At 54.2% G+C, this 25821-nt stretch carries 24 protein-coding genes; 13 read left to right on the forward strand and 11 right to left on the reverse strand.

The window, feature by feature from the left end; translation table 11 throughout:
• Positions 1-16: 16 nt before the first annotated feature.
• Positions 17-622, reverse strand: coding sequence for an ankyrin repeat domain-containing protein (locus tag G163CM_RS16165; protein ID WP_231825630.1), 606 nt, complete (start codon positions 620-622; stop codon positions 17-19).
• A gap of 259 nt (positions 623-881) precedes the next feature.
• On the opposite strand from G163CM_RS16165, the gene G163CM_RS16170 reads away from it, so the two are divergent.
• The 3 genes from G163CM_RS16170 to G163CM_RS16180 all read left to right on the forward strand — a co-directional run bounded on the left by G163CM_RS16170 (position 882) and on the right by G163CM_RS16180 (position 3917).
• Positions 882-1376 carry a DUF1097 domain-containing protein gene (locus tag G163CM_RS16170; protein ID WP_231825631.1) on the forward strand — a complete coding sequence of 165 codons (495 nt, stop codon included), beginning with the start codon at positions 882-884 and terminating at the stop codon, positions 1374-1376.
• Positions 1377-1468: 92 nt separating this feature from the next.
• Positions 1469-2401: a LysR substrate-binding domain-containing protein gene (locus tag G163CM_RS16175; RefSeq protein ID WP_231825632.1), complete on the forward strand. Its 933-nt coding sequence runs from the start codon at positions 1469-1471 to the stop codon at positions 2399-2401.
• 217 nt (positions 2402-2618) lie between these two features.
• Positions 2619-3917: an ABC transporter substrate-binding protein gene (locus G163CM_RS16180; protein WP_338050293.1), complete on the forward strand. Its 1299-nt coding sequence runs from the start codon at positions 2619-2621 to the stop codon at positions 3915-3917.
• A 37-nt stretch (positions 3918-3954) separates the two neighbouring features.
• On the opposite strand, the gene G163CM_RS16185 is transcribed toward G163CM_RS16180, so the two are convergent.
• Together G163CM_RS16185 and G163CM_RS16190 are read right to left on the reverse strand one after the other, a co-directional pair.
• A complete protein-coding gene (locus G163CM_RS16185; RefSeq protein WP_231825634.1) occupies positions 3955-6954 on the reverse strand; it encodes an alpha-mannosidase in 3000 nt (999 codons plus the stop codon).
• 390 nt (positions 6955-7344) lie between these two features.
• Positions 7345-8913, reverse strand: coding sequence for a hypothetical protein (locus tag G163CM_RS16190; protein WP_231825635.1), 1569 nt, complete (start codon positions 8911-8913; stop codon positions 7345-7347).
• Positions 8914-8960: 47 nt separating this feature from the next.
• Between G163CM_RS16190 and G163CM_RS16195 the strand changes: the two genes are divergently transcribed.
• Together G163CM_RS16195 and G163CM_RS16200 are read left to right on the forward strand one after the other, a co-directional pair.
• On the forward strand, positions 8961-10256 hold the full coding sequence (locus G163CM_RS16195) for a Gfo/Idh/MocA family protein (RefSeq protein WP_231825636.1): 1296 nt from the start codon (positions 8961-8963) through the stop codon (positions 10254-10256).
• A gap of 86 nt (positions 10257-10342) precedes the next feature.
• Positions 10343-11620, forward strand: coding sequence for an ABC transporter substrate-binding protein (locus G163CM_RS16200; protein ID WP_231825637.1), 1278 nt, complete (start codon positions 10343-10345; stop codon positions 11618-11620).
• A 3-nt stretch (positions 11621-11623) separates the two neighbouring features.
• Here the strand turns inward: G163CM_RS16200 and G163CM_RS16205 are convergent, their stop codons facing one another.
• Complete coding sequence (locus tag G163CM_RS16205; protein ID WP_015966300.1) at positions 11624-12313, reverse strand: LrgB family protein; 690 nt, start codon at positions 12311-12313, stop codon at positions 11624-11626.
• A complete protein-coding gene (locus G163CM_RS16210) occupies positions 12306-12713 on the reverse strand; it encodes a CidA/LrgA family protein (protein ID WP_231825638.1) in 408 nt (135 codons plus the stop codon). The genes G163CM_RS16205 and G163CM_RS16210 overlap by 8 nt, the downstream gene beginning before the upstream one ends.
• Positions 12714-12816: 103 nt before the next feature.
• Between G163CM_RS16210 and G163CM_RS16215 the strand changes: the two genes are divergently transcribed.
• Positions 12817-13704, forward strand: a complete 888-nt coding sequence (locus tag G163CM_RS16215) for a LysR family transcriptional regulator (protein WP_231825639.1) — start codon at positions 12817-12819, stop codon at positions 13702-13704.
• A gap of 137 nt (positions 13705-13841) precedes the next feature.
• Here G163CM_RS16215 and G163CM_RS16220 read toward each other — a convergent pair whose 3' ends face one another.
• Both G163CM_RS16220 and G163CM_RS16225 read right to left on the reverse strand, forming a co-directional pair.
• Positions 13842-15488 (reverse strand): Na+/H+ antiporter, encoded by a 1647-nt coding sequence (locus tag G163CM_RS16220; protein WP_015966303.1) that lies wholly within the window; start codon positions 15486-15488, stop codon positions 13842-13844.
• Between the two features lie 150 nt (positions 15489-15638).
• Positions 15639-16658, reverse strand: coding sequence for a LacI family DNA-binding transcriptional regulator (locus G163CM_RS16225; protein ID WP_231825640.1), 1020 nt, complete (start codon positions 16656-16658; stop codon positions 15639-15641).
• Between the two features lie 245 nt (positions 16659-16903).
• On the opposite strand from G163CM_RS16225, the gene G163CM_RS16230 reads away from it, so the two are divergent.
• The 5 genes from G163CM_RS16230 to G163CM_RS16250 all read left to right on the forward strand — a co-directional run bounded on the left by G163CM_RS16230 (position 16904) and on the right by G163CM_RS16250 (position 20879).
• Entirely contained in the window at positions 16904-17347 is a 444-nt protein-coding gene (locus G163CM_RS16230; RefSeq protein ID WP_231825641.1) for a PTS sugar transporter subunit IIA, read from the forward strand.
• A gap of 81 nt (positions 17348-17428) precedes the next feature.
• The gene (locus G163CM_RS16235; protein ID WP_015966306.1) at positions 17429-17701 is read left to right on the forward strand and encodes a PTS sugar transporter subunit IIB; all 273 of its coding nucleotides are present in this window, start codon (positions 17429-17431) and stop codon (positions 17699-17701) included.
• A 22-nt stretch (positions 17702-17723) separates the two neighbouring features.
• Positions 17724-19106 (forward strand): PTS ascorbate transporter subunit IIC, encoded by a 1383-nt coding sequence (locus G163CM_RS16240; protein WP_015966307.1) that lies wholly within the window; start codon positions 17724-17726, stop codon positions 19104-19106.
• Positions 19106-19933, forward strand: a complete 828-nt coding sequence (locus G163CM_RS16245) for a transketolase (RefSeq protein WP_015966308.1) — start codon at positions 19106-19108, stop codon at positions 19931-19933. The genes G163CM_RS16240 and G163CM_RS16245 overlap by 1 nt, the downstream gene beginning before the upstream one ends.
• A complete protein-coding gene (locus G163CM_RS16250) occupies positions 19926-20879 on the forward strand; it encodes a transketolase family protein (protein ID WP_231825642.1) in 954 nt (317 codons plus the stop codon). The genes G163CM_RS16245 and G163CM_RS16250 overlap by 8 nt, the downstream gene beginning before the upstream one ends.
• A 114-nt stretch (positions 20880-20993) precedes the next feature.
• Here the strand turns inward: G163CM_RS16250 and G163CM_RS16255 are convergent, their stop codons facing one another.
• The 3 genes from G163CM_RS16255 to soxR form a co-directional block, all read right to left on the reverse strand.
• Positions 20994-22343, reverse strand: coding sequence for an NCS2 family permease (locus G163CM_RS16255; RefSeq protein ID WP_015966310.1), 1350 nt, complete (start codon positions 22341-22343; stop codon positions 20994-20996).
• 414 nt (positions 22344-22757) lie between these two features.
• Complete coding sequence (locus G163CM_RS16260; RefSeq protein WP_015966311.1) at positions 22758-23426, reverse strand: glutathione S-transferase family protein; 669 nt, start codon at positions 23424-23426, stop codon at positions 22758-22760.
• A gap of 263 nt (positions 23427-23689) precedes the next feature.
• Positions 23690-24148 carry a redox-sensitive transcriptional activator SoxR gene (gene soxR / locus G163CM_RS16265; RefSeq protein WP_015966312.1) on the reverse strand — a complete coding sequence of 153 codons (459 nt, stop codon included), beginning with the start codon at positions 24146-24148 and terminating at the stop codon, positions 23690-23692.
• A gap of 87 nt (positions 24149-24235) precedes the next feature.
• Here soxR and soxS point away from each other — a divergent pair, with 87 nt between their 5' ends.
• Positions 24236-24565 carry a superoxide response transcriptional regulator SoxS gene (soxS, locus tag G163CM_RS16270; RefSeq protein ID WP_015966313.1) on the forward strand — a complete coding sequence of 110 codons (330 nt, stop codon included), beginning with the start codon at positions 24236-24238 and terminating at the stop codon, positions 24563-24565.
• 272 nt (positions 24566-24837) lie between these two features.
• Entirely contained in the window at positions 24838-25119 is a 282-nt protein-coding gene (locus G163CM_RS16275) for a YjcB family protein (protein ID WP_015966314.1), read from the forward strand.
• A 55-nt stretch (positions 25120-25174) separates the two neighbouring features.
• On the opposite strand, the gene ssb1 is transcribed toward G163CM_RS16275, so the two are convergent.
• Positions 25175-25705, reverse strand: a complete 531-nt coding sequence (ssb1, locus tag G163CM_RS16280; RefSeq protein WP_015966315.1) for a single-stranded DNA-binding protein SSB1 — start codon at positions 25703-25705, stop codon at positions 25175-25177.
• Positions 25706-25821: the final 116 nt, after the last annotated feature.

Raw genomic sequence — 25821 nt, forward strand, 5'->3', positions numbered from 1 at the left:
TGGCGATTCTCCTTCGTTATGCACCCGCCGCAATCAGCAGTTCAGCGATTTCGGAAAAACCCTTTTCGCGCGCCAGTTCTAACGGCGTTTTGCCATATTTATCGGTCATATGCGGGCTGGCGCCGTGTTCCAGTAAGAGACGCACAATTGCCTGCTGCGTTTCACCGCCATCATTGAGCACAATGGCTTCCAGCAGCGGCGTCCAGCCAACATAGTTGGTCTGATTAACGTTAATATCGGTACGCGTTAATAATTCCCGCACAATATTGATATGCCCTTTTTCGCAGGCGGGTGTCAGCCCTACGCCACCAAAACGCGTTAAACGATTGAGATCGGGATTGGCGGGCAGAATTAAGTTCAAAAGCGTTAAGTCATTCGTCAGACAACTTAGCAGGAAAGGGTTTGCACAGACATTATCCTGCATATTAATATCGGCACCTGCTTCTATTAATATTTGTACGCAGTCATAATGTTTATTCAGGCTTGCCAAAATAATAGCCGTTTGCTGGGTACGATTACGCGTATTAACATCAACGCCCTGTTGCAGGCAGTTTCTGAGTGTATCGACATTTCCGCGTTGAGCGGCCTGTAAAAACTCACTAGCCAAATTATTCGTGGTCATAAACATTCCCCCTGATGATGGTGTGGCTGTTTGATCCATGAATCGAGAATAGCAATCAAATTTAAGGAAAAGAAGGCGGTTAAATTTAATTCGCCGGAATACGCTTTATTATTGAATATCATTCAACAATGAAAGCAGAGTGTGCGTTAAGGCACTGTTTGTTCTTTTCGCGCTATACCCCTTAACTCAACCGGGTTTTATTTGGATATAGTTCCGAAACGAAACCAACATATTCAGACAACATCACATTGGGGGCACCATGAACGGACTCACCGCAACAGGTATCACTGTGGGGATTTGCGCAGGGCTCTGGCAAATGGTGGCCTCTAAGGCCGGAATGACGCCAGGCTGGGAGTTATTGGGCACCACCGGCTTTGTCTCATTCTGTAGTTTCTATGCGGCAGGCGGCGGAAAAGCCGGGTTTACGAAAAGCCTGTTCGTTAATGTCTCCGGGGCGGTTTGGGCTTTTCTGGCAGCGCTGGCGACGGGCTGGTTAGCCACCGCGTCCGGGCTTTCGCCGTGGCTGGCTGGCGTGATAATGACCGTTCCCTTTTCGGCGGTTATCGTCTGGCAGGGGCGCTTCTGGCTGACGTCGTTTATTCCCGGCGGCTTTCTTGGCATGACGCTGTTTTTTGCCACCGGGCTTAACTGGGCCGTTGCGCTATCGGGGTTTATCGTCGGGAACGGCATCGGGATCATCTCGGAGTACACCGGGCGCAGGTTGAGTGAGGTCACCTCAAAAGAGAAGGCGTAATGAGTTTTAAAAGTTATTCAAAAGTGGTTGTCTCTTTGCCCTGAGAATCACTACAGTGAAACAGGCGCATATCGCGGTAACGGGGCAGGAAAATGAACTCAATTTTTACGGAAGAAAACCTGCTGGCGTTTACCACCGCCGCGCGTTACGGCAGCTTTAGTAAGGCGGCGGAGGAACTGGGGCTGACGACCTCCGCTATCAGCTATACCATCCGCAGAATGGAAACCGGCCTTGATGTGGTGCTGTTTACCCGCAATACGCGCAGCATTGAGCTAACGGAATCCGGGCGCTATTTTCTGCGTAAAGCCAGCGATCTGCTCAACGATTTTCACGCCATTCGCCGCAGCATAGATACTATCGCGCAGGGAATAGAGACAAGAATTCGTATTTGTATCAACCAGTTGTTGTATACGCCGGAACATACCGCCCGCCTGCTGCAGGTGCTGAAAAAACAATTTCCAACCTGCCAGATAACCGTCACCACTGAAGTGTATAACGGCGTCTGGGATGCGATGATCAATAACCAGGCCAGCATTGCCATCGGCGCGCCGGATACCCTGCTCGACGGCGGCGGCATCGATTACACCGAAATTGGCGCAATTCGCTGGGTCTTCGCTATCGCCCCCGATCACCCGCTGGCCTTTATGCCGGAGCCCATCGCCGAAAGCCAGCTGCGTCTTTATCCCAATATCATGGTGGAAGATACCGCGCATACCATCAATAAGAAGGTAGGCTGGCTGCTGCATGGTCAGGAATCGGTGCTGGTGCCTGATTTTAATACCAAATGCCAGTGTCAGATCCTCGGTGCGGGGATCGGTTTTTTGCCTGACTATATGGTGCGTAAAGCGGCAGAACAATCGCTACTGGTGACCCGGAAAATCCACAACCCGCGCCAGGATTCCCGTATGCTGCTGGCAACGCGCCACTCCGCCACCGGGCAGGTAACGCTGTGGATTAAAAAAGAGTTCGCCCCGGGCGGTATTTTGAGTGAGATTTATCAGGACCTTTTGCATAAAGAGATCTAAACAAGGCAGGGAATATGTGATCTTATCCGTAAATATTTGACCATTTTGTTTATTATGCAGAAATAGCATTTAAAGAGAACCACCCCGACATCCTTTATTTTTATCCTGTCCTGACATTGTATTTATCAACCATTCAGGACGCAGATAATATTTGAGCAATTAATTAGCTGAGGTCAAATAATATCTCATTAGCCCTGTTATTACAGGAACGCCTATGATGAAGAAAATATTACTGGCCAGTCTGATCTGTAGTTGCTGTTTAATTCCGGCAACACACAGTTTTGCCCAACAACAAGAAGTGAAATTACGCATGTCATGGTGGGGAGGAAAAACGCGCCATGATGTGATGCTCAGGGCCATCGATGCCTTTGAAAAGCGCTACCCGTGGATTGACGTTAACGCCGAGTACACCGGATGGGATGGCTATCTGGCGCGTATGACGACGCAAATTTCAGGCAACAAAGAGCCGGACGTGATGCAGATAAACTGGCCGTGGCTGCCGATTTTCTCGCGTACCGGCGAAGGCTTTTACGACCTTAACAAGGTGGGCGATACGCTGGATTTAAGCCAGTTCCCCGCCCGCGATTTGCAGTCGACGACCGTAAAAGGCAAGCTCACCGCGCTGCCCATTTCCCTTAATGTGCCGGGTTTTTATTTCAATAATGAAACCTGGAAAAAAGCCGGACTGGCATATCCCACAAACTGGGACGAACTGTTTGCCGCCGGGAAAACGTTTAAAGAGAAACTGGGAGATGATTATTATCCGTTAATTGCCAACGATCAGGATATTTTCCTGATGACCAACTGCTATATGTCGCAGAAATATAATCTGCCGATGTTTACCGCCGACGGCAAAAGCTTCTCCTGGAATCAGGAACAGTGGCGCGAAGCCTTCCGTTTCGCCCAGCGGTTGGTTGCCGATCACGTTATTCCGGGGCCCAAAATGCTCGCCTCCTATGGCAAGCAGGATTTCACCGACACCCGCTACTGGCAGCAGGGGCAATGGGCCGGTGCCTATACCTGGAACGTAGTCATTCAGTATTACACGCATAAAGTCGCGCCGCCTGCCAAACTGGAGCCGGGCAATTGGATCATGGCGCCGGGCGCCACCAACGCCAGCGCCTATTTTAAAGTCTCGCTCACCTATGCGATCGGTAAAAATACCCAGCATCCGAAAGAAGCGGCAATGTTGCTGAATTTCCTGCTTAACGATCCGCAGGCGGTTGAGTTCATTAAGCTGGAAAATGGTATTCCGATCAGCCAGGCCGCAGTAAAAACGCTGACGGATAACGGCACCTTAACGAACGATAATCCTTCCGTGGCGGGTATGGCGATGGCGAAGAAATTGCAGTCCGAGTCGGTCGCCACCTCGTGGATGGAAGACGAGCAAATTCAGGCGCTGTGGAGTTCAGGACGGCAAAATATGGACTACGGTAAAAAAACGGCCAATGAGGCCGCCGATGAGTTCTTAATGCGCGCAGAACGTATTCTGAAAAAAGCGGCGATGCGTCGCTGACAGCCAGCCCGGCCAGCATGCTGACCGGGCTTTATTATTATGCTACGTCAATCAGCAACGTTTTGATTTCAAAAGGCGTAAAGGTCAGGCTCACGCAGCCGTCGCTCACCGTTAGCGGTTCTTCATCCTCTTCCATCAGATTGCTCAGGCAGCAGTGGCCCATATGCGCATTCAGCGTGATGGTTGTGGCAGCGTGAACGCCGTCAAACTCATACAAACGCACGGCCAGCCGATCGCCCTGCTCGGTTTTTTTCACCGTTTCGATGCAAATATGCGGCGAGTCGCAGTAAATAAAGCTGTCAGGCAACGCCACGGTTTTTTCCGCTGTTCGCCCTTCGCTCACGCTGACTCGCACCGGGTTGTTGAACAGCATGGCCTCGCGATTCACCAGCCCCTCAATTTCATCGCCAGTGTGCGGGAACAGCGCGTAGGAGAATGTATGTTCTCCGCGATCTGCCCCCACGCCAGGATGATTTTGCGAACGCAGCAAATTGAGGTCCAGCACACCGTCTTTGGCGTAATGACCGTATTTGCCGTCGTTAAGCAGCGCCACGCCGTAATCCCGCTGTGAATAGTCGATCCACTTGTGGGCGCAAATCTCAAACTGAGCGGCATCGTAGACGTTATTGGTCAACGCCCGGCGGCGAATTTTACCGAACTGAATATCACAGCTCACGTCATCGCTCGGCGTCGCGGTCACAAATGACGTGCGGAGCATTTTCAGATCTTCATGCCACGCTATGTGCGTTTCAAAAGTGAGGCGCTTGCTTCCCGGCAGCAGGCTGATTTTCTGGCACAGCTGCGACTGACCGTAGCGATAATGCTGCTCGACCACCGCGTGCGGCCCATCCTGATACGCCGCGCTTGATACCAGCGTAAACGCCTGTGGCTGGCGGTCGCGGTAGGTGATGTTGATATCCCAGCAGTCGGCGCAAATATCATCGTAAACCGCCAGCCGGTTGCCGATGCTGCCGGGTTGCAGTACCGGACGCTGAGCCTGTTTATCGAAAAAGGCCACAATGTGCCCCTGATCGTTAAAATCCACGCTGATCAACGCGTTCTCCAGATGATCCGGCGTAGCCAAAATGGGCGGTATGACCTGCGCATCTCCCAGCACCGCGTAACCGAATGCGGGTAGCGTCACATGATGGTAACCGTCCGGCTGCGCCAGCCAGGCTTCACGGGTAAATCCCACGGTATTCTGCACCACCGTTTTTCCTGGCGGAATGGCCAAAGTGGTAGTGAATTCATCGAGATAGCGCTGTGTCAGAGTTTGTGCCTGCGTAAGCATCGCCTGATAGCGCGCGCAGGACTCATCATAAACCCGCTTAATGGAGGAACCCGGTAAAATATCGTGGAACTGATAAAGCAGCGTCTCCTGCCACAGGGCGCGCAGCGCGTCGGTCGGATAGACCGACTGACAACAGAGCCACTGGCGGCTGGCGACAAACTCCAGTTCGCGCAGCGCGTTCTCCATTTTTCGGTTAAAGCGCTTATTGTTGGCCTGCGAGGTCAGCGTGCCCTGATGTTTCTCCAGATAAAGCTCGCCTTTATATCGTGGATAACGCGGCTGCGTTTTTTCGATATGGCGGAAAAAATCGACCGCTTTGCCCTGCTTCACCGGCGAAATACCGCTGAGATTCCGTATACGCTGCAAACGTTCCAGATGTTCCGGCCCCGGCCCGCCACCACCGTCGCCGATGCCAAACAGCATCAGCGCGCTATCGCACACGCCTGCCTCGCGATACTCCTCTTCAATGCGGCGGATGCTGCGCGGCGCGGCGGGCCCGTTGTAAGTCTCTTCCGGCAACATGTGCGTCAGTACGCTACTGCCATCGATACCCTGCCAGGTAAAGGTATGATGCGGAAATTTATTGTGTTCGTTCCAGGAGAGCTTTTGCGTCATAAAGTAATCGACGCCGCTTTTGCGCATAATTTGTGGCAGGTTGGCGTTATAGCCAAACACATCCGGCAGCCAGAGCATACGCGTGGTTTGCGAGAACTCTTCGCGGAAGAACTGGCGGCCATAGAGAAATTGCCGCACCAGCGATTCGCCAGACGGAACGTTGGTGTCTGCTTCCACCCACATATCACCCTGAATTTCAAAACGTCCCTGCTGAACATGCTGTTTCACCCGCTGATAAAGCTCGGGATGATCGTCTTTGATCCACTGAAAAAGTTGCGGCTGACTGGCGCCAAAAATATAGTCGGCGTAGTGCGACATCAGGTCTAGCGCGGTGGCAAAGGTGCGTGCGCCCTTGCGTTTGGTTTCCCGAATCGGCCACAACCAGGCGAGATCGATATGCGCGTGGCCCACGCCGGTGACGGTGAGAGAAGGATCGCCGCCCTGCTTATTCAACTCTTTTGCCAGCGCCTGCCGACATTTCGCAACGTTCGCTTCACTGAAATCGCCCAGCCCATTCAATGCATCGTTCAGGCACGCCAGTACCGCTTTATACCGTGGTGATTTCGCATCCAGGCAGCTCAGCAAATCGAACAATACCCAGGCGTCATAATAGAGATCGCGCAGATCGTCGCGGCAATGGGCAAGATGCGCCTGACGCATCACGCCGCCGGTCGATGCACCAAAGAGATCGTTACAGGCAAGCTCGATCCAGATATTCACTTCGCCAGAGCGGTAATACTCTGCCGGAAGTCGCCAGACCGTTTTTCCCGGCATGCCGAGGCTACGCTCGAACGTCGAATCCACATTGGTCAACCCCCGCAACGGTACGCCGCTGCCATCAACAATCAGCGCCTCACCGCCGCAGTCAAAACAGAGAGTGATATTTTTTTCATACGTGGCAGATGGCAACGTACCGCGCACGTTAACCCACGCACAGTCCCATAAATCGCCCCATTTTTCCCCAATGCGGAATTCGAAAGATTTACCCTGCTGTCGCTGTGAAAACGGCACTGGTTCCGGCGTGATAAAACCGTAAACAGTTAATTCAGCAAGCGGAGTATAAATGTTGTCTTTTATTTTCCTGATGTGGAAATCAATATCCCGAACTAATTTTTGATTGAACGTTAACATGCTACGCCGTCTCCATGACACGATGCCTGAGAAAAGCTTCCGTTTTCATTAACAGCAGAAAAACGCCACCAGCGTAGAGTTCCGTTTTGATAATTAATTCGCCAGCGGTCACAAAACGTATTATCTGAAATCAGTATCTATTCGCTGGATTATTATTATTTTATATCTATTCGTAGAGATAATTATTATTGCCGGACGTGCTCTACCGTCAGATCACATTTCTGCCCGCGTCGGGTGACTGAAATCACGCTTTGTGATCGTTGAAAAACGATCTGCATCACATTGATTTTTCGTAAGCTGCCACACTTATCACACTTTTTATCCCTTCCGTCCCACATCCCTGTTCTTCCCTCTGCCCGCAGGCGACTTTTCGCGGGCCGCTCCCTATTCTTACCCCATCGACAAACTGTCAGCGAAACGGCTCAGACGTTCAGGATTCAACAACATAGACAAAAACAGCGGACTGCCCGCTGGCGGCGTTTCCAGCCAACGGTCGAGCGTATCGGCATAGCGCAGCAGCGCATTTTGCTGTTCTGCAAGCGTACTGGTAGAGGGCTCACTACCGTAGTGATCGTGCCAGGTGAGCAGCGTCACACTGGCGGCGACGCGGGAAAACATCTGGCTGTAAACCTCGGCGCTACGCCAGGCGGCGAGCAGTTGCTCCAGTGAATCGTTCGGGCAGGTGATGCGCGGCATCAGCTCCCGCAGGCTCTGCACGGCGTTGGCGGCGAGGAAGCTGGCGGTCTCTTTTTCAAGAGCGATCAGCTCGCGCTGCTCATTGCCAAGCGCCGGGTCATCGGTGGGCATCAGCGGCTGGTACGCCTGCATCCAGTTGGCGCTGCGGGTATCCATGTGCAGCAGCTGTTGAGCCTGAGCGAGGCTTTCGGGGATTTGGCTTTGATAGTGCATACGCCTCCCCAGCAGGTTGGGCGTTTTGCACAACCAGTCATAGCTGGTGTGCAGCAATGTGGCGAGACGTTGTTTATCCTGCGCGGAACGGAAACGGAGCTGATGCTGCTCCGCCCAGCGTTCGAAGGTGGAGGGCGCGCCCTCCTGAAGTTGATTCGCCGCCGACAGGCCGAGCAGATTGATGGCGTTGACGGAGTCCATCACCCGGCTGTCGGGTAACCACTGCCAGCTGACGCGGGAAGTGATGGCTTCAACTTCGTTTTCCGCCACGCTCAGCGCCCAGCTCAGGCGACCGCTGATTTCATCTGCGAGATAGCACGGTAGCGCCGTCCAGCCGTAGCCGGTGCCGAAGAGGTCAAACTCGATCCACTTATTGTGGCCGGGCAGCGTGGCGATATTGGGATGGTTAGCGAAGCCGGGATGGTAGTCCAGTTCGGTGGCTTTGATGGAGGCGCGCACATCGCCCGGCAGCGTCGCGAGAATGCTCGAGAGCTGCTGGCGCGGCCAGCTGTCATCGATAAAGTCGCGCAGTACCAGCTTCTTGCCCTGCCCGCGCAGCAGGCTCCAGACGGAATGCAGGCTGCGCTGCCAGCCGGAGGTCTGAAACGCGGGCGTGGTCAGGCTGAGAATTAAACCGCTCAGATGCGGCAACGCCTGCAATAACGGATGCATGATTGCCGCATAAAACTGCGGCCAGAAATCGGGCGCGCTTTTTTCATCGAAAGCCATCTCGGGAAATTTGCGCTTAATAATGTCATCCGTCGGCGCGGCTTCACCCTGAAGCCAGAAGGATAAATTATTGTCGGCCAGATAACGGTCAACGCGTTTTAAATACAGCAACGCGTAATTTTGCTGATGAATAAGGTTCTCGACATTCAGTTTCTGACTCAATGGCGAGGGCGTAGCCAGAATAGAAAGCAGTTCCTGTTGGTGCAGGATTATCCCGGTGAAACCATGCTGTTTCGCACTCTGCACGCCCTGAACAAACCAGGGCCAGTGCCAGATAAAGGTGCTATTCAGTTCCATCAACTGGTGGGGAATACGTTTCATCGCGACATCCTGCCATTATTTGGTCGTTTATCATAATCGAGGACACAATGAAAAAATATGCGCTGGTCGGCACGGGAGGACGTGCAGGTTTATATATTTCAGCTATCGGCGGTCAATGGCGCGAAAATGCCAAACTGGTGGCCTTTTGCGATACCAATCAGACGCGCATGAATTACGCCAATACGCTGCTGCAAAAGGAAGGCGCCGAGCCCGTTTCCACCTGGAAAGCCGCGCAGTTTGAAGAGATGATCCGCGAAACCCGTCCGGATATTATTATCGTCACCACCATGGACCGCACGCATGATGACTATATCGTTCGGGCGCTGCACGCGGGCTGCGATGTGATCACCGAAAAACCGATGACCATCGATGAAAAGCGCGCCCTGCGCATTCTGGACGCCATTGAAGAAACCGGGCACACCGTGCGCGTAGCGTTCAACTATCGCTATGCACCGCACCACAGCAAGGTGCGCGAACTGCTGATGCAGGGAGTGATTGGTCAGGTCACATCAGTGCACTTCGAGTGGCTACTCAACACCGAACACGGGGCAGACTATTTCCGTCGCTGGCACCGCGAAAAACGCAACAGCGGTGGCCTGCTGGTGCATAAATCTACCCACCACTTCGACCTGATGAACTTCTGGCTGGCAAGCTACCCGGAACGTGTTTACGCCGAGGGCAGCCTGCAATTCTACGGCAAAGAAAACGCCGAAAAACGCGGCGTGACGCAGTTTTACCCGCGCACCCACGGCTACGCGGAAGCGAAGAACGATCCGTTTGCGCTGGAAATGGCGGAAAACGCACAGCTTAAAGCGCTCTATCTGGACGCCGAACATGAAGATAACTATTTCCGCGACCAGAGCGTCTTCAGCGACGGTATTACCATCGAAGACACCATGTCGGTGCTGGTGAAGTACCAGAATCAGGTGCAGCTCACCTACTCCCTGAACGCCTATTTACCATGGGAAGGGCTGAACGTGGTGTTCAACGGTACCGAAGGGCGTCTGGAGATGAAAATCATCGAGAAATCCTACGTTAACGCGGGCGGCAAACGCGAGAACGAAGGCAGCCTGGAGCTGTGTGATATCACCGTCTTCCCGATGTTTGCCGAGCCGTGGAAAGCGGATTTCACCCTTGGCGAAGGCGGCCACGGCGGTGGCGATAACGCCATGCTGGCGGATCTGTTCGGCGTGCCGGGCAACGACCCGCTACAACGCGCCGCCGACCACCGGGCCGGGGCGATGTCCATTCTCACCGGAATTGCCGGGAATATTTCGATGCAGCAGCAGCGCCCGGTCAATTTTAAAGAGTTTGAACTCGTTTCCCGCCTGACCAAATGTTAATCACCACGGCGCGGCGACCTGCCGCGCCGAGACCTCTGGTTAGTATTTTGCTGTTACTCACCTGCTTCTCTGTTTCGGAGTCGATAATGAATAAAATAGCTACAGGTGTTATCGCAACCCTTTTAATGTCCTGCACCACCGCCTGGGCGCAGCCCGTGGAATTACGCATGTCCTGGTGGGGCGGCAACAGCCGTCATCAGTCAACGTTAAAGGCTATCGCCGCGTTTGAACAAAAATACCCCGATATCAAAGTAAAGGCGGAATATACCGGCTGGGATGGCCATCTTTCTCGTTTAACCACGCAAATGGCGAGCGGTACCGAGCCCGATGTCATGCAAACTAACTGGCCGTGGCTGATTATTTTCTCTAAAAATGGCGAAGGCTATTACGATTTAAATAAGCTGAAAGAGGTGCTGGATTTGGCGCAGTACGCACCGGGCGATCTCAATTCCACCACCGTGAGAGGTAAACTTAATGGTCTGCCGATTTCGGTGAATGCCCCGGTGTTTTATTACAACGATGTCACCTGGAAAAAAGCGGGGCTGGCGTATCCAAAGAACTGGGATGAACTTTTTGCGGCGGGGAAAACCTTTCGCAGCACGTTAGGGGAAAACTATTATCCGTATGCGATGGTTGATCAGGATGTTATTTTACTGCTCAACGCGTGGATGATGCAGAAATACAGTAAACCGATGTTTGACTCTAGTGGTAAATTCACCTGGAATGACGCGCAGTGGCAAGAGGCCTTTTCTTTTGTGAAACGTCTCAGCGACGATCACGTTATTCCGGGGCCAAAAACAATGTCCTCTTATGGCAAAGGCAATCTCTATGAGATGAAGCCGTGGATCACTGGCGAATGGGGCGGCACGTTTACCTGGAATATCTCTATCCGCATGTATATCAATAACATGACACCGCCCGCCAAACTGGTATTAGGCGATTATGTTATGCAGCCGGGAGCGAGCGATTCTGGCGTCTATTTTAAAACCGCGCAGATGTTCTCCGTATCGAAATCGACCCGCCATCCGCAAGAAGCCGCAACGCTTATCAACTTCCTGCTGAATGACCCGCAGGCGGTGGAAGCATTAGGGCTCGAGCGCGGGATTCCGCTGAGTAAAACCGCAGAGAAAATATTGACCGACAACGGCACGATTGATCCGAACGACCCGGTCGTTGCCGGGCTGCGCCAGGCACAATCGTTGCCCACCACCGCCGTGGCGACACCTTACATTGAGGATTTGCAGGTGGTGGATCAGTTCACTGCGGCGCGCGAGAAAATGGATCATGGCGGCCAGACGCCTGCGCAGGTTGCTGCCACGTTCCGCCAACAGGTTGAGCGTATTGTCCGGCGGTTGAACCGTTAATTTTTAAAACATCACCCAGCCCACTAGCGGCGCAACCAGCACCATCACTACGCCTGACAGCATCATCACCAGGCTTGCCACCACGCCCTCCTGCGGACCCAGCTCGTAGGAGCGCGCGGTTCCGGCGCCGTGCGACGCGGCGCCAAATCCTGCGCCCTTCGCCATGCCCTCACGAATGGAGAGGCGTAAAAACAGCACATCGCCAATCGCCATGCCAAAGACGCCGGTCACCACCACAAACAACGCGACCAGATCCGGCTGCCCGCCGAGCGGTTTAGCCGCCGCCAGCGCAAACGGCGTGGTCACCGAGCGCACCGCCAGGCTGCGCTGAATTTCATCGGGCAGCGTAAATAAACGCGCCAGCCATACGGAACTGGTCACCGCCACCACGGTTGCGGTAATCACCCCGGCAGACAGCGACATCCAGTGGCGCTTGATGATCGCCAGATTGTCATACACCGGCACGGCAAACGCGATGGTCGCCGGGCCCAGTAGCCACAGCAGCCAGTGCGCTTCCCCCATATAGTTTTGATAGGAGATATGGCCGAATACCAGCATTAGCACCAGCAGAACCGGGGTTAATACCAGCGGCATCAGCGGCAGTTTGCGAAAGCGGCGATAGAGTCGTTTATTGGCGAAATAGAGCACCAGCGTAATGGCAAGGCACAGCACGCTCAGTTGAAAGTTACTCATGGCGCATCCGCTTCAGTTCGTAGCGATAGACTTTATCCACCACCCACGCCGTCGCGCCGAGCACCATCATGGTGCTGAGCGCAATCACCAGAAAAATACGCCAGCCATCGACCATCAGCAGTTGCGCGTAATTCACCACCGCCACCACGGCTGGCACGAAGAAGAGCAGCATTTCCGCCAGCAGCCAGCGCGAGCCCGCGCGTACCCACTTCAGCGGCACAATATGGCAGACAATCACCAGCATCAGCACCATACCCACCAGGTTGGCGGGGAGCGGCAGATTCAGCCAGTTCACCAGATATTCAGCAAAAACAAACAACCCGGCGTACAGAATGACCTGCACCGGCACCTGAAGACGTTGCAAAACGGAGGGCATCACGCGCCCTAAGGCCTCAGCCATGAAAGGAGTGTCCGGAAAAAATCAGAGATGCACAGTATAGTGAGCGCACGAGGATGGCAGAAATGAATTAAACTCATCGCAGGTATAGTTTCGAGGCATAATCATGGACATCAGAACGCTGCGCTATTTCGTTGAAGTGGTACGTCAGCAGAGCTTTACCCGCGCGGCGGAGAAACTCTTCGTCACGCAGCCAACTATCAGCAAGATGCTGAAAAACCTGGAAGATGAACTCAACAGCACCCTGCTCATCCGCGACGGGCGCAAATTGCTGCTCACCGATACCGGGCAGGTGGTGTTTGAACGCGGGCTGGTGATCCTCGATGAATTTCGCCAACTGGAAGCCGAACTGACCGATATCAACCATCTCAACAAAGGCCAGTTGCGCCTCGGCATCCCGCCAATGGTTGGCATGATGATGGCCGGCCCTATCAGCCTGTTTCGCCAGCGTTATCCCGGTGTGGAGCTTAAAGTGTCCGAATTCGGCGGGCTAACGGTGCAGCAGGCGGTGATGAACGGCGAGCTTGATTTAGCCATGACCGCGCTGCCGGTAGAAGAAGAGAGCGGCCTTGCGACGTTGCCGCTATTTAGCCACCCGCTTTGCGTGCTGGTTCCCCGTTCCGGCGAGTGGCTGGAACAAACTTCGGTTTCCCCCGAGCAGCTCGCGGCACATCCGTTGCTTATCTATAACGAAGATTTCGCGTTGAGTCGTCAGTTGATGCAGCTGTTTAATCAACATAACGTGAAGCCGCGTATCGCGGTACGCAGCGGGCAATGGGATTTCCTCGCGGCGATGGTCCAGGCGGGCGTCGGCGTGGCGATTTTACCGGAGCCGATTTGCGAAAGGCTGGATGCGAAAACGCTGCGCTGGCTGCCGCTCGAGAGCGAACTCCACTGGCAACTGGGCATGATTTGGCGGGAAGGAGTGTATTTGTCGCACAGCGCCCAGGCGTGGCTGAAGTGCTGCGAGGGGTTTTGGTTGCCGAAAGCGTAGAGCGCATGTTATGCCCGGTGGCGCTACGCTTACCGGGCCTACAGGTTCTGGGAATGGGATGTAATCGTCGTGCTGCGCTTACCGGGCCTACAACTAACCTGTAGGCCGGATAAGGCGCAGCCGCCATCCGGCGTGGATTACTCACCTTCTATCAACAGCGCTTCCAGCAAATCAAGGTCATGCAGAAGTTTCTGCAACGTCTCGTTACTGATCTGCCGCGTTGCACGCAGGTGATACAGCTCCCCGCGCTCTGAACGCAGCGCCGCCAGGCGGAAACGACGTTCCAGCTGTTCTTCCAGCATTGAGGTTTCCACGTCGTTACGCCCATCGGCACGGCGACGCAGGTTACCAATAACGCGGGAACTGACTTCCGTCAGCAGCTGATTATCAATGTTCTCCTGGGTATCCGCCGCCAGTCGTTCTTCCATTTTCTGAATCGCGACAATCGCCACTTCCGCCGTTGCGGACCGGGCCAGACGCTCCTCTTTTTGCTGCTGCGGCAGGTCACGAACTTCAACGTGGCGCAGCAGAATCGGCAGCATAATCACCCCGACAAACAGTGAGAAGAGAATGACGCCCGCCGACAGGAACACCAGCTCATAACGCGCCGGGAAGACGTTGCCATCCGGCAGCAGCAGCGGGATGGAGAGCACACCGGCGAGAGTAATCGCCCCGCGCACCCCGGCGAAGGAGGCAATGGCCAGCTCGCGCGTTGACCAGCTCCCGAACTCCATCGGTTTTTTCTTCAGGAAGCGTTGGCTGAAGCGCTGCATCGTCCACAGCCAGCCAAAGCGCACCAGCATCAGCGCCGCGTAAATCAGCAGAATGTCGGTAAACAGCATCCAGATTTCAACGTTCGGGTCCGCTTCTGCGGCCACCAGCGACGTCTCGAGAATGCCGGGTAATTGCAGGCCCAACAGCAGGAACACCATGCCGTTAAACACAAACTCCAGCATCGCCCAGGTGCTGTTGGCGCGCAGGCGCATCGCCAGCGGCGCGGTACGCATCACGCCGGAACGGGTGATGGTCATCCCCGCCGCAACCGCCGCCAGGATGCCGGAAACGCCGACGTGTTCCGCAATCAGATAGGACGCGAACGGCAGCAGGAACAGCAGCACGATTTGCGTTGCCGGTTCATCGCCGCCCCAACGGCTGAGGAAGCGCAGCGAGCGGCCATACAGCCAGCTGACCACAAAACCGGCCAGGATGCCGCCAATCGCCACTTTCAAAAATTCAAGCGTCGCGCCGCCAACGGTAAAGACCATTGTGCCCATGGCAACCGCCACGGCAAACTTCAGCGAGACCAGGCCCGAAGCATCGTTCATCAACGCTTCGCCCTGCAAAATGCCCATGATTTTCTTCGGAATGCGCCCTTCACCGACAATCCCGGAGAGCGCCACCGCATCGGTTGGCGACAGTACCGCCGCCAGGGCAAATGCGGGAATCAGTGGGATACCCGGCACCAGCCAGTAAATCAGGAAACCGATGCCAACCACCGTCACCAGCACCAGCGCAAGGGCGAGGCCAAGGATTTCGCGACCGTGCTCCAGGAATTCGCGGGTCGGCGTTTTCCAGCCATCGGCGAACAGCAGCGGCGGAATAAACAGAACGAGGAACAGCTCCGGGTCGAACTCTACGTGAAGGCCGAAGGTCGGCCACGCCAGCAGCGCACCGATGGCAATCTGCATCAGCGGCAGCGGCACCTGAAATGGCAAGACACGGGTTACAACCCCGGAGAGCGAGACCACGAGGGTCATGATGAGTATGGTGAAGAATATTTCCATGCGATCCCTGTTTGCAGCGTTGTCTTATTATGTAAACCGTAAAATATGAAGCGTCATGCCTCTGTATCATACGCATACCAGAGTAACGCAAAAGGAAACGAGAGGATCCTTAAAATGAAAAATCGACCGGTAAAAAAATGCGAAAAATCGTTAACAACTGTCTCGCTGGCACAGCCGTGAGGCAATCGTCGCTTTCGGGGTCCAGTCGTTGTCGCTCAGTCGCGCCAATAACGCTTTTCCGGCATCCGCGCCAATTTTTCGATGCGGCACAGACATCGTCGTGAGAGGCGGCTGACACACCCGGCTGACATCGCTATTACCAAACCCCACCACTGCCAAATCGTCCGGAACTTTGATACGCCGCCGCTGGCACTCGTACAACACGCCACAGGCCAGTTCATCGGATTCACACACCAGCGCGTCCAGTTCCGGCCAGGCCAGCAAAAATTCCGGAAGCTGCGCCGCACCGGTGGAAAACGTGGGCGGCGATGCCGCATTAATGACGCGGTCCACAGAGCGGTGATGGCGCAGCATCGCCTTGTACCACCCCTGTAGATGTTGTTGGAACACCCATTTTTCCTGATTGGCGCAGAGTAAGCCTATGTTTTGATAGCCGCGTGTGATCAGCATTTCGGTCAGTTCAAACATCGCAGCGGCATGGTCAATGCCGATATTCATATCAATAGGATCGGCACGCACCGCGCCAATCTCCATCACCGGAATAGACGCATTTTGCAGCCAGTTACGTACATTTTCGCTGTGTTCAACGCTCAGTAGCACCGCCGCCGCGATGTTAGACGCCAGCAGAGTTTCAAGCAGTTTTTCTTCCTGCTCCGGCTGATGCTGAGATTCCGCCAGCATGATTTGATAGCCCGCAGGTTGTAGCACTTGCTGTAGACCCGCAAACATCTCTGAGCAGCCAAATTCGCCAAGATGCGGTACGACCATCGCGATCGTCCACGATGAGGCGGAAGCCAACGCGCTGGCCGCCAGATTCGGCACATAGCCAAGCTCCTGAACGGCTGCTTCAATTTTCTCGCGTAACTTATCCGATACCGCCTCGGGCGTTCGCAGAGCCCGGGATACGGTCATCGTTCCGACCCCCGCCAGTTGGGCGACATCGGCCAGAGTAACCTTTCCCGTACTGCGTCGTTTTCGGGTTATCGACATTTGAATTCCTGAGTAAACGCTATGTTATTAGAGAGTTAGCGATCATTTTTTCTTCACATGTTGGGCAGTATACGCCGGAAATCCACAATTTTGCTGTGAATTGATGCGCCCCGATTTGATAGCGCTATCACAATTTCCAATGATACATTTTGATAGCGCTATCTTTGTGATAATCATCACGGTTACCAACTTCGCCGTTGAATAAAGTTTGCTCATTCCACACACCCCGTTGCAGGAGAATCCATGTGCTGAACCAATGGCTGAATGACACCACCATTGCACTAAAAAATGAGGTCGATAGCTGGCCTCAGGCGCTGGAGATTTGCGCTCAGCCGCTGCTTGAGTCGGGCGTAATCGAACCCGGTTACATCACGGCGATAATCCAGCAGCATCAAAAATTAGGCCCCTATTACGTCCTGGCGCCTGGCCTGGCAATGCCGCACGCCCGCCCGGAAGAAGGCGCTCATGGGATGGGATTGTCATTACTGAAATTACAACACGGGGTGGCATTTGGCGCGGATGAATTTGATCCCGTCGATGTGATTATCATGCTCGCGGCCCCCGATAAGCATAGCCATATTGAAATGATTTCTGCGCTTGCCGAGCTTTTTTCCAGCGAAGACGATCTCGCATTGCTTCATGAGGCAAAAACATTAGAGGAGATTAAAACCATTATTTCCCGTTTCTGATTTTATTTTTCTCCGGTTTAAACGCTCACGATCTCCAGTGACATCGTGCGCTCGTACTCTACTCAAAAAAAGGTAACAACCATGAAAATAATGGCAATTTGTGGCTCCGGTTTGGGCAGTAGTTTTATGGTGGAAATGAATATCAAAAAGGTGCTGAAGAAATTAAATATTGAGGCGGAAGTCGAGCACTCAGATTTATCTTCGGCAACACCCGGCGCTGCCGATCTTTTTGTGATGGCAAAAGATATTGCCAGTAGCGCCAGCGTGCCGGAAAGTCAGCTCGTCGTCATAAACAATATTATCGATATAAATGAATTAGAAACTAAGCTCAGCGCTTATTTCTCGGCACAATAATCCTGATTAAAGCGAGGCGGATATGTTTATCCTTGAAACGCTAAATTTTGTTGTCGATATTCTTAAAGTCCCTTCCGTTCTGGTCGGGTTAATTGCCTTAATTGGCCTCGTGGCACAGAAAAAATCCTTTTCTGATGTGGTGAAAGGCACCATCAAAACCATTCTCGGTTTCATTGTGCTGGGCGGCGGCGCATCCGTGCTGGTGGGTTCACTGAATCCACTCGGCGGGATGTTCGAGCACGCGTTCAACATTCAGGGCATCATTCCTAACAACGAAGCGATCGTCTCTATCGCGCTGGAAAAATATGGCGCATCGACGGCGCTCATCATGGCCTTCGGCATGGTGGCCAATATCATCGTCGCCCGCTTCACGCGCCTGAAGTACATCTTCCTGACCGGGCACCATACGTTTTATATGGCGTGCATGATCGGTGTGATTTTGACGGTGGCAGGCTTTGACGGCATTGGTCTGGTCTTTACCGGTTCGCTGATTCTCGGGCTGGTGATGGCCTTCTTCCCGGCGCTGGCGCAGCGTTACATGAAGCGTATTACCGGCACTGACGATATCGCGTTTGGTCACTTCGGCACGCTGGGTTATGTGCTTTCTGGCTGGATTGGCAGCGTGTGCGGGAAAGGTTCACGCTCTACCGAAGAGATGAACCTGCCGAAAAATCTGAGCTTCCTGCGCGACAGCTCCATCTCTATCTCGCTCACCATGATCATTATTTACATGATTCTGGCCGTCAGTGCCGGACGTGAATATGTCGAAACCCAGCTCAGCGGCGGGCAAAACTATCTGGTCTATTCCATCATTCAGGCCATCACCTTTGCGGCGGGCGTGTTCATCATCCTACAGGGTGTGCGGTTAATCCTCGCGGAAATCGTCCCGGCCTTTACCGGCTTCTCGGAAAAACTGGTGCCTAACGCCCGACCGGCGCTGGATTGCCCGGTGGTGTACCCGTATGCGCCTAACGCGGTTTTAATTGGTTTCCTGTTCAGCTTCCTCGGCGGGCTGGTCGGTTTGTTCCTGCTCGGTCAGTTCAAGCTGGTACTGATTCTCCCCGGCGTCGTGCCGCACTTCTTCACCGGCGCAACCGCTGGCGTATTTGGTAACGCCACAGGCGGGCGTCGCGGCGCGATGATCGGCGCGTTTGCCAATGGCCTGCTGATCACCTTCCTCCCGGTATTGCTGTTGCCAGTGCTTGGCGCGATTGGCTTCGCGAATACCACCTTCTCCGACGCGGATTTCGGCGTCGTTGGCATCATCATGGGTAACCTGGCGCGCTACCTCTCGCCGATGGCAATTACCGGCCTGGTGGTGGCGCTGTTCGCGCTACTGGTGGTCTACAACATCGTGAAAAGTAAACCTAACGCGCAGCAGCAGGACACAGGAGCAAAATCATAATGTGTGATGAACTGAAAAGACTGGCGCGCGATATTCGCGTTGCCACGCTGAAATCCTTAACCCAGCTCGGTTTTGGCCACTATGGCGGCAGCATGTCGGTGGTTGAGACGCTGGCGGTGCTGTATGGCGATGTGATGCGTATCGACCCGGCCGACCCGGACTGGCCGCAGCGCGACTATTTTGTCCTGTCGAAAGGGCATGCTGGCCCGGCGCTGTATAGCACGCTGGCAATCAAGGGCTATTTCCCCATGGAAGAACTGGCGACGCTTAACCAGAATGGCACACGCCTGCCAAGCCACCCGGACCGGCTCAAAACGCGCGGCGTGGATGCCACCACCGGCTCGCTCGGCCAGGGGATATCCATCGCGGCTGGGATGGCGCTGTCGCATAAACTCGCCAGCCGCCCGAACCGCGTTTTCTGCATCGTCGGCGACGGCGAGCTGAACGAGGGACAGTGCTGGGAAGCATTCCAGTTTATTGCCCATCACAAGCTGAACAACCTGCTGGTGTATATCGACTGGAACAAGCAGCAACTGGACGGCGAACTTAACGACATCATCGCGCCTTTCGATCTTGCAGAAAAATTCCATGCTTTCGGCTTCGATGTACAAACGGTGAAAGGCGACGATATTGCAGCGATTCAGGCCGTCACCCGCCCGGTACGGAGCGGTGATGAGCGTCCCCGCATCGTGATTCTTGATAGCGTGAAAGGACAAGGCGTGCCTTATCTGGAAAGTTTGAGCAACACCCACCATCTGCGCCTGAATGATGAGATGCGAGAGGCGCTGAATGAATCTATTCGCCAACTGGAGGCCGCGTATGATTAAGGTTGCACCTGCGGGAGAGAAAGACACCGTTGAAATGCGTAAGGTCTACGCCGGGTTTATCGCTGAACAGGTCAACTCAGGTAGCGAGATTATCGCGCTGGAAGCTGACCTGATGAGCTCGATGGCGATGGATAGCGTACAGCGTGAATTCCCCCGCCACGTTATTAACTGCGGGATCATGGAAGCCAACGTGATTGGCACTGCGGCAGGCCTGGCGCTCACCGGGCGAAAGCCGTTCGTCCACACGTTTACCGCGTTCGCCAGCCGTCGCTGTTTCGACCAGTTGTTTATGTCGCTGGATTATCAGCGCAATAACGTCAAAGTCATCGCCTCTGACGCGGGCGTCACCGCTTGCCACAACGGCGGCACGCATATGTCGTTTGAGGATATGGGCATCGTGCGCGGGCTGGCGCACTCCGTGGTTCTGGAAGTCACCGACGCGGTGATGTTTAAAGATATTCTGCGCCAGCTCGCCACGCTGGAGGGTTTCTATTGGGTACGTACCATCCGCAAACAGGCGCCAACGGTTTATCAGGCGGGTTCAACATTCACCATCGGTAAAGGCAATGTTCTGCGCGACGGTAATGACATCACGTTAATTGCCAACGGCATTATGGTGGCGAAAGCGCTGGAAGCGGCAGAAAAGCTTTCTGCTGAAGGGGTGAGCGCCGCCGTTATCGATATGTTTACGCTCAAGCCAATTGACCGCATGCTGGTGAAGAACTATGCCGAGAAAACCGGGAGAATTGTCACCTGCGAAAACCACAGCATTCATAACGGGCTGGGTTCAGCAGTGGCGGAAGTCCTGGTGGAAACCTGCCCGGTGCCGATGCGTCGCGTGGGCGTGAAAGAACGCTATGGTCAGGTAGGCACACAGGAATTTCTGGAGCAGGAGTATGGGTTGACGCGTGATGATATCATCGCGGCGGCAAGGGAACTGCTGTAATTCAGGGATAAAAAAGCGGCCGTGAGGCCGCTTTAGAGGAACTGTAGGGAGCACGCTGTAAATAGCCTGAAGGCGCTGCGCTTATCAGGCCAATAAAGCCCGCATTAACACGATTTAAATTGCCCAGCCGCCCGCATAAAACGCCACCAGCGCCACCGCAATCACGATGGTGCCAATGTTCAGCTTACGCCATTCACCCGATACCACGCGGCCAACCACCAGCGTCGCGAAACCAATCATAATGCCGGTCACGATGTTACAGGTCAGTACGATGAAAACGGCGGTAATCAGGCCAGACATCGCATCAACAAAGTCGTTGAAATCGATGCGCGCCACGTTGCTCAGCATCAGCAGGCCAACGTACATCAGCGCCGGAGCGGTGGCATAGGCCGGAACCAGATAAGAGAGCGGAGAGAGGAACAGGATCAACAGGAACAGTACGCCGACGGTGATCGCCGTTAAGCCCGTTTTGCCGCCCGCCGCCGTACCGGCCGCAGATTCGATATACACTGCCGCTGGCGCTGCGCCAACAAACGCGGAGAACACGCTGCTCAGGGAGTCAGTGGTCAGCGCTTTGCCGCCGTTGATGATCTGCCCGTCTTTATCCAGCAGGTTAGCCTGACCGGCTACGGCACGAATGGTGCCGGTGGCATCGAACACCGCCGTCATCACCAGCGCCAACACGCTTGGCAGCACGATCGGATTCAGCGCGCCCATAATATCCAGGCTGCCAATCAGAGAGTTACCGTTGTCATCGCTCAGAGAAGGCATAGCGAAGAAACCAGAGAAGTGCACATTCGGGTCAAAAATCAGGCCGACAATCGACACACCGATGATGGTCAGCAGAATGCCGCCCGGCACTTTCAGTTTTTCGAGGCCGATGATCATCGCCAGACCGATCAGCGACATAATCACCGGGAAGCTGGCAAAATGCCCCAGCGCAACCGGCAAGCCATCCAGCGGGTTCTTGATCACCAGGCCGACGCCGTTCGCCGCAATCAGCAGCAGGAACAGGCCGATACCGATACCGGTGCCGTGAGCGATGCCCTGCGGCAAATTGCGCAAGATCCAGCTACGGATGCCGGTCGCAGAAATAATGGTGAACAGAACCCCCATCAGAAAGACCGCGCCGAGCGCGACCGGAATACTGATGTGCTGGCCCAGCACCAGACTGAACGCGGTGAACGCGGTCAGCGAGATAGCACAGCCAATAGCCAGCGGCAGATTCGCCCACAGGCCCATCACGATGGAGCCGACGCCCGCCACCAGGCAGGTGGCCACGAAGACCGCAGCAGGCGGGAAGCCCGCTTTGCCGAGCATCCCCGGCACAACGATGACGGAATAGACCATCGCCAGGAAGGTGGTAAGACCGGCGACAATCTCCTGACGAACGGAGCTACCACGAGCAGAAATTTTAAACCAGGCGTCGAGTGAACCGCCGGTACGCGCTGAAGGCGTAGACATAGAAAACATCCCCTGAAAATTTTTATCATTCGCTGTATGCGTGGTGGACAATCCACTGCCAGCTAAACGTCATCTCCTTGTGCTTAAAGCTCGCGGCAAAGGGGAGCCGCAAAAAAGCAAACGTTTAACTCCGCGCATACAAAACGGTTGAGCGTTACCTTCCACGCTGCACATGCAGAATGGGTATTTTCTGGACGACACCGGCAAATTGACTAAGCATAAAACGTCAAAAATGCCAGCAGAAGGCGTCAGAATTTGAAGGCAAACGATTATCTGGTTTTTATGGCACCATTTTCAACTGATGTTTACGTCATTTCGCTAAATTTCGCTTATGACGATGAAGAAATCACCAACCTATGCGCAAACGTTATCGTTCATGCGCAATCCAACAACATTTTCGTTGCAAATTTGGCGCTACTCGCCTGGCAGCGAAAAAGGACCGCCCTTTTCAATCGCCTGTTGCCAGGCCGGACGCGCTTCCACACGCGCCTTCCATGCGGCAATATTGGGCAGAGACGGTATCCCGCCGCGAGAAAGCAGCGCAAACAGTGGAAAACTCATCTGAATATCCGCCATGCTCAGCGTTTCCCCCGCAAACCACGGTGTTTTCGCAAGATGCGACTCGATAAACCCGGCATGTGTGGCAATCTGCTTATTCAGCCAGGCTTTCTGGACGCCCGTTCCCAGCACTTTCCCCACCGTGCGCAACCCCAACGGCACCGGGGATTTGCCCAGCATCTGCAAAACCAGCTTGATCATCATGAGCGACATCAACGAGCCTTCGGCATAGTGCAGCCAGAAGCGATACTGCAATTTGCCGTCAATGTCCTGCGGTTTAAAGCGGCTTTCGGGATCGCCGATTTCCTGAAGATATTCGAGGATCGCCCCGGATTCAGCGATAACGTGGCCATCATTCTCGACAATCGGCGATTTACCCAGCGGATGAATTTTTTTCAAAGATTCAGGTGCCAGCATATTGGCCCCGCGCTGATAGCGGACAATCTGGTAAGGCAGATTTAATTCTTCCAGCGCCCAGAGTACGCGCTGCGAGCGGGATTGATTCAGATGGTGGACGGTTAACATGGTTTTCTCCGCAGGTTTGTTCAAATTAACTATAGGAACAGACGGCAATCCCCGTAAAAATTGCGGCGAAAAAAGCGTTAATCCGACTGGCGAACAGGGGGAGTAGAGGTAGACTTAAAGTGTCAGCACAAACCGGAACCTCCAACCCGTAGCTCGACCGAGGGATGCTGATGTCGGGGGAAACCCTCCCATGAACCAGTGGGATAGAGCGAAAGACAAAGACCGGAACATACGAAAGCGCCCAGTTGTGGCGCTTTCGTTTTTTATTCGTCTTCCAGCAGGCGCGCGCCCGTTCCTTCTTCCCCCAGTTTGTCGCCAGGGTTACGCAGCGGGCAGTCCCGCAGCGACATACAGCCGCAGCCAATGCAGCCATCAAGCTGATCGCGCAGCGCTTCCATCGAGTGAATGCGTTTATCCAGCTCCTGACGCCACTGGGTGGTCAGGCGTTTCCAGTCTTTTTGCCCCAGCGTATGCCCTTCCGGCACCACGCCCAGCGACTCGCCGATCGTGGCGAGCGGGATGCCCAGCCGCTGCGCGATTTTAATGATTGCTACATAGCGCAGCACGTCACGTTTGTATCGCCGCTGATTGCCCGCGTTACGCTGGCTGCGGATGAGCCCTTTGCTCTCATAGAAGTGCAAAGCGGAGACGGCAACCCCGGTACGTCGGGCGACTTCACCCGGCGTGAGCAGCGTTTTAATGCGCGTTGGTTTTTTTTCCATTTTCTGCTTTACCTCAAGTTAACTTGAGGAATTATACTCGCCAGCAAGACAAAAGTTGAAGCAAAAATAGACAACGGGGAGAGCCTTATGTCCCATCGGGAAATTATTCAAACGCTTATCGAATGGATAGATGAACATATCGATCAACCACTTAACATTGATGTCGTGGCGAAAAAATCCGGATACTCAAAATGGTATCTGCAACGGATGTTCCGCACCGAGATGCATCAAACGCTGGGCGACTACATTCGCCAGCGCCGTCTGTTATTGGCCGCACAAGAGCTGCGAAATACCCAGCGCCCGATTTTCGATATTGCGATGGACCTGGGTTATGTTTCCCAGCAGACCTTCTCGCGCGTATTCCGCCGCGAATTCGACCGCACGCCGAGCGACTATCGCCATCGCCTGTCAGCATAAGCATCGCGCCGGATGACGCTTGCGCTTATCCGGCGTGCAGGTAAAACAGAGCCCTTTCCTTATGTAACTATTGTCAGCGATAAATGGCGCATTTTGCTGCGTTTACCTCTGGTGAATAAAACAGCAATTGTGATATAGTTCACAGTATAGAGTGAAACAAAAACAGCGTTTCATATCATTTGTGATTGCCTGTCGATAGCCAGAGTGGACTACACCTTCGTGAGAACGCCGCGCTGTCAGGGCATACCGTTTATCTCTGAGGATAAGGTCTCATGGTTTCCATCTCTACAGGTGTCGTACTGTTACGCTGGCCGCTTTTCAGCGCCATTCTGATGTTCCTTGCCAGTACTCTGAAAATTCGCTTACGCAAAGCTGATTACGCGGGCCTCGCGGTGATTTGTAGCGCGCTGGGTGTGGCGTCGGCCTGCTGGTTCGCAACGGGGTTGCTGGGAATTACGATGGTGGATATTGCGACTATCTGCAATAACATCAAAGAGGTGATGGTGGAAGTGATGAGCCAGACACCGCCAGAATGGCCGATGGTGTTGACCTGATAAAAATCTTATCCATAAAAAAACCTGCTTTCGCAGGTTTTTTTATGTCTGAAAATCAGAACGGGATATCGTCGTCGAAGTCCATCGGCGGTTCGTTAGACGGTGCCGGTGCGGACTGTTGCTGCTGCGGACGAGACTGCGCGCCGCCGCTGAACTGGTTGCCGCCCTGCGGCTGCTGAGGCTGGCCCCAACCGCCCTGCTGCTGACCCTGACCACCTGCCGGTGCGCCACCGCCCTGACGGCCACCCAGCATCTGCATGGTGCCGCCAACGTTCACAACCACTTCGGTGGTGTATTTTTCAACGCCGGACTGATCGGTCCATTTACGGGTACGCAGCTGGCCTTCAATATAAACCTGAGAGCCTTTACGCAGGTATTCACCCGCAACTTCCGCGAGTTTGCCGAACAGCACAACACGGTGCCATTCAGTCTGCTCTTTCATTTCACCGGTCGCTTTATCACGCCAGGATTCGGAAGTAGCCAGCGTAATGTTGGCAACTGCGCCACCATTCGGCATGTAGCGTACTTCCGGGTCCTGGCCCAGATTACCGACGAGAATCACCTTGTTTACGCCTCTGCTGGCCATGATTGTCTCTCCTGAATGTGTTTCTTAATAGTGTAAACGCGCGATTGTAGCATTTCAAAGAGGCGTTTTGATAGCATGCGACGGTGATTCCACTAAACTCGTTTACGTTGAATATC

Source organism: Pseudocitrobacter corydidari (genome assembly GCF_021172065.1).
Classification (GTDB): Bacteria; Pseudomonadota; Gammaproteobacteria; order Enterobacterales; family Enterobacteriaceae; genus Pseudocitrobacter; species Pseudocitrobacter corydidari.

Excerpts from the sequence above, each read along its gene's own strand:
- G163CM_RS16185 (WP_231825634.1), bottom strand. The coding sequence starts at position 6,954 with ATGTTAACGTTCAATCAAAAATTAGTTCGGGATATTGATTTCCACATC.
- G163CM_RS16275 (WP_015966314.1), top strand. The coding sequence starts at position 24,838 with ATGGTTTCCATCTCTACAGGTGTCGTACTGTTACGCTGGCCGCTTTTC.
- G163CM_RS16180 (WP_338050293.1), top strand. The coding sequence starts at position 2,619 with ATGAAGAAAATATTACTGGCCAGTCTGATCTGTAGTTGCTGTTTAATT.
- G163CM_RS16255 (WP_015966310.1), bottom strand. The coding sequence starts at position 22,343 with ATGTCTACGCCTTCAGCGCGTACCGGCGGTTCACTCGACGCCTGGTTT.
- G163CM_RS16200 (WP_231825637.1), top strand. The coding sequence starts at position 10,343 with ATGAATAAAATAGCTACAGGTGTTATCGCAACCCTTTTAATGTCCTGC.
- G163CM_RS16235 (WP_015966306.1), top strand. The coding sequence starts at position 17,429 with ATGAAAATAATGGCAATTTGTGGCTCCGGTTTGGGCAGTAGTTTTATG.
- soxR (WP_015966312.1), bottom strand. The coding sequence starts at position 24,148 with ATGGAAAAAAAACCAACGCGCATTAAAACGCTGCTCACGCCGGGTGAA.
- G163CM_RS16250 (WP_231825642.1), top strand. The coding sequence starts at position 19,926 with ATGATTAAGGTTGCACCTGCGGGAGAGAAAGACACCGTTGAAATGCGT.
- G163CM_RS16195 (WP_231825636.1), top strand. The coding sequence starts at position 8,961 with ATGAAAAAATATGCGCTGGTCGGCACGGGAGGACGTGCAGGTTTATAT.
- G163CM_RS16165 (WP_231825630.1), bottom strand. The coding sequence starts at position 622 with ATGACCACGAATAATTTGGCTAGTGAGTTTTTACAGGCCGCTCAACGC.
- G163CM_RS16175 (WP_231825632.1), top strand. The coding sequence starts at position 1,469 with ATGAACTCAATTTTTACGGAAGAAAACCTGCTGGCGTTTACCACCGCC.
- G163CM_RS16225 (WP_231825640.1), bottom strand. The coding sequence starts at position 16,658 with ATGTCGATAACCCGAAAACGACGCAGTACGGGAAAGGTTACTCTGGCC.
- G163CM_RS16170 (WP_231825631.1), top strand. The coding sequence starts at position 882 with ATGAACGGACTCACCGCAACAGGTATCACTGTGGGGATTTGCGCAGGG.
- G163CM_RS16220 (WP_015966303.1), bottom strand. The coding sequence starts at position 15,488 with ATGGAAATATTCTTCACCATACTCATCATGACCCTCGTGGTCTCGCTC.
- G163CM_RS16260 (WP_015966311.1), bottom strand. The coding sequence starts at position 23,426 with ATGTTAACCGTCCACCATCTGAATCAATCCCGCTCGCAGCGCGTACTC.
- G163CM_RS16245 (WP_015966308.1), top strand. The coding sequence starts at position 19,106 with ATGTGTGATGAACTGAAAAGACTGGCGCGCGATATTCGCGTTGCCACG.
- G163CM_RS16215 (WP_231825639.1), top strand. The coding sequence starts at position 12,817 with ATGGACATCAGAACGCTGCGCTATTTCGTTGAAGTGGTACGTCAGCAG.
- G163CM_RS16190 (WP_231825635.1), bottom strand. The coding sequence starts at position 8,913 with ATGAAACGTATTCCCCACCAGTTGATGGAACTGAATAGCACCTTTATC.
- G163CM_RS16205 (WP_015966300.1), bottom strand. The coding sequence starts at position 12,313 with ATGAGTAACTTTCAACTGAGCGTGCTGTGCCTTGCCATTACGCTGGTG.
- ssb1 (WP_015966315.1), bottom strand. The coding sequence starts at position 25,705 with ATGGCCAGCAGAGGCGTAAACAAGGTGATTCTCGTCGGTAATCTGGGC.
- G163CM_RS16240 (WP_015966307.1), top strand. The coding sequence starts at position 17,724 with ATGTTTATCCTTGAAACGCTAAATTTTGTTGTCGATATTCTTAAAGTC.
- G163CM_RS16210 (WP_231825638.1), bottom strand. The coding sequence starts at position 12,713 with ATGGCTGAGGCCTTAGGGCGCGTGATGCCCTCCGTTTTGCAACGTCTT.
- soxS (WP_015966313.1), top strand. The coding sequence starts at position 24,236 with ATGTCCCATCGGGAAATTATTCAAACGCTTATCGAATGGATAGATGAA.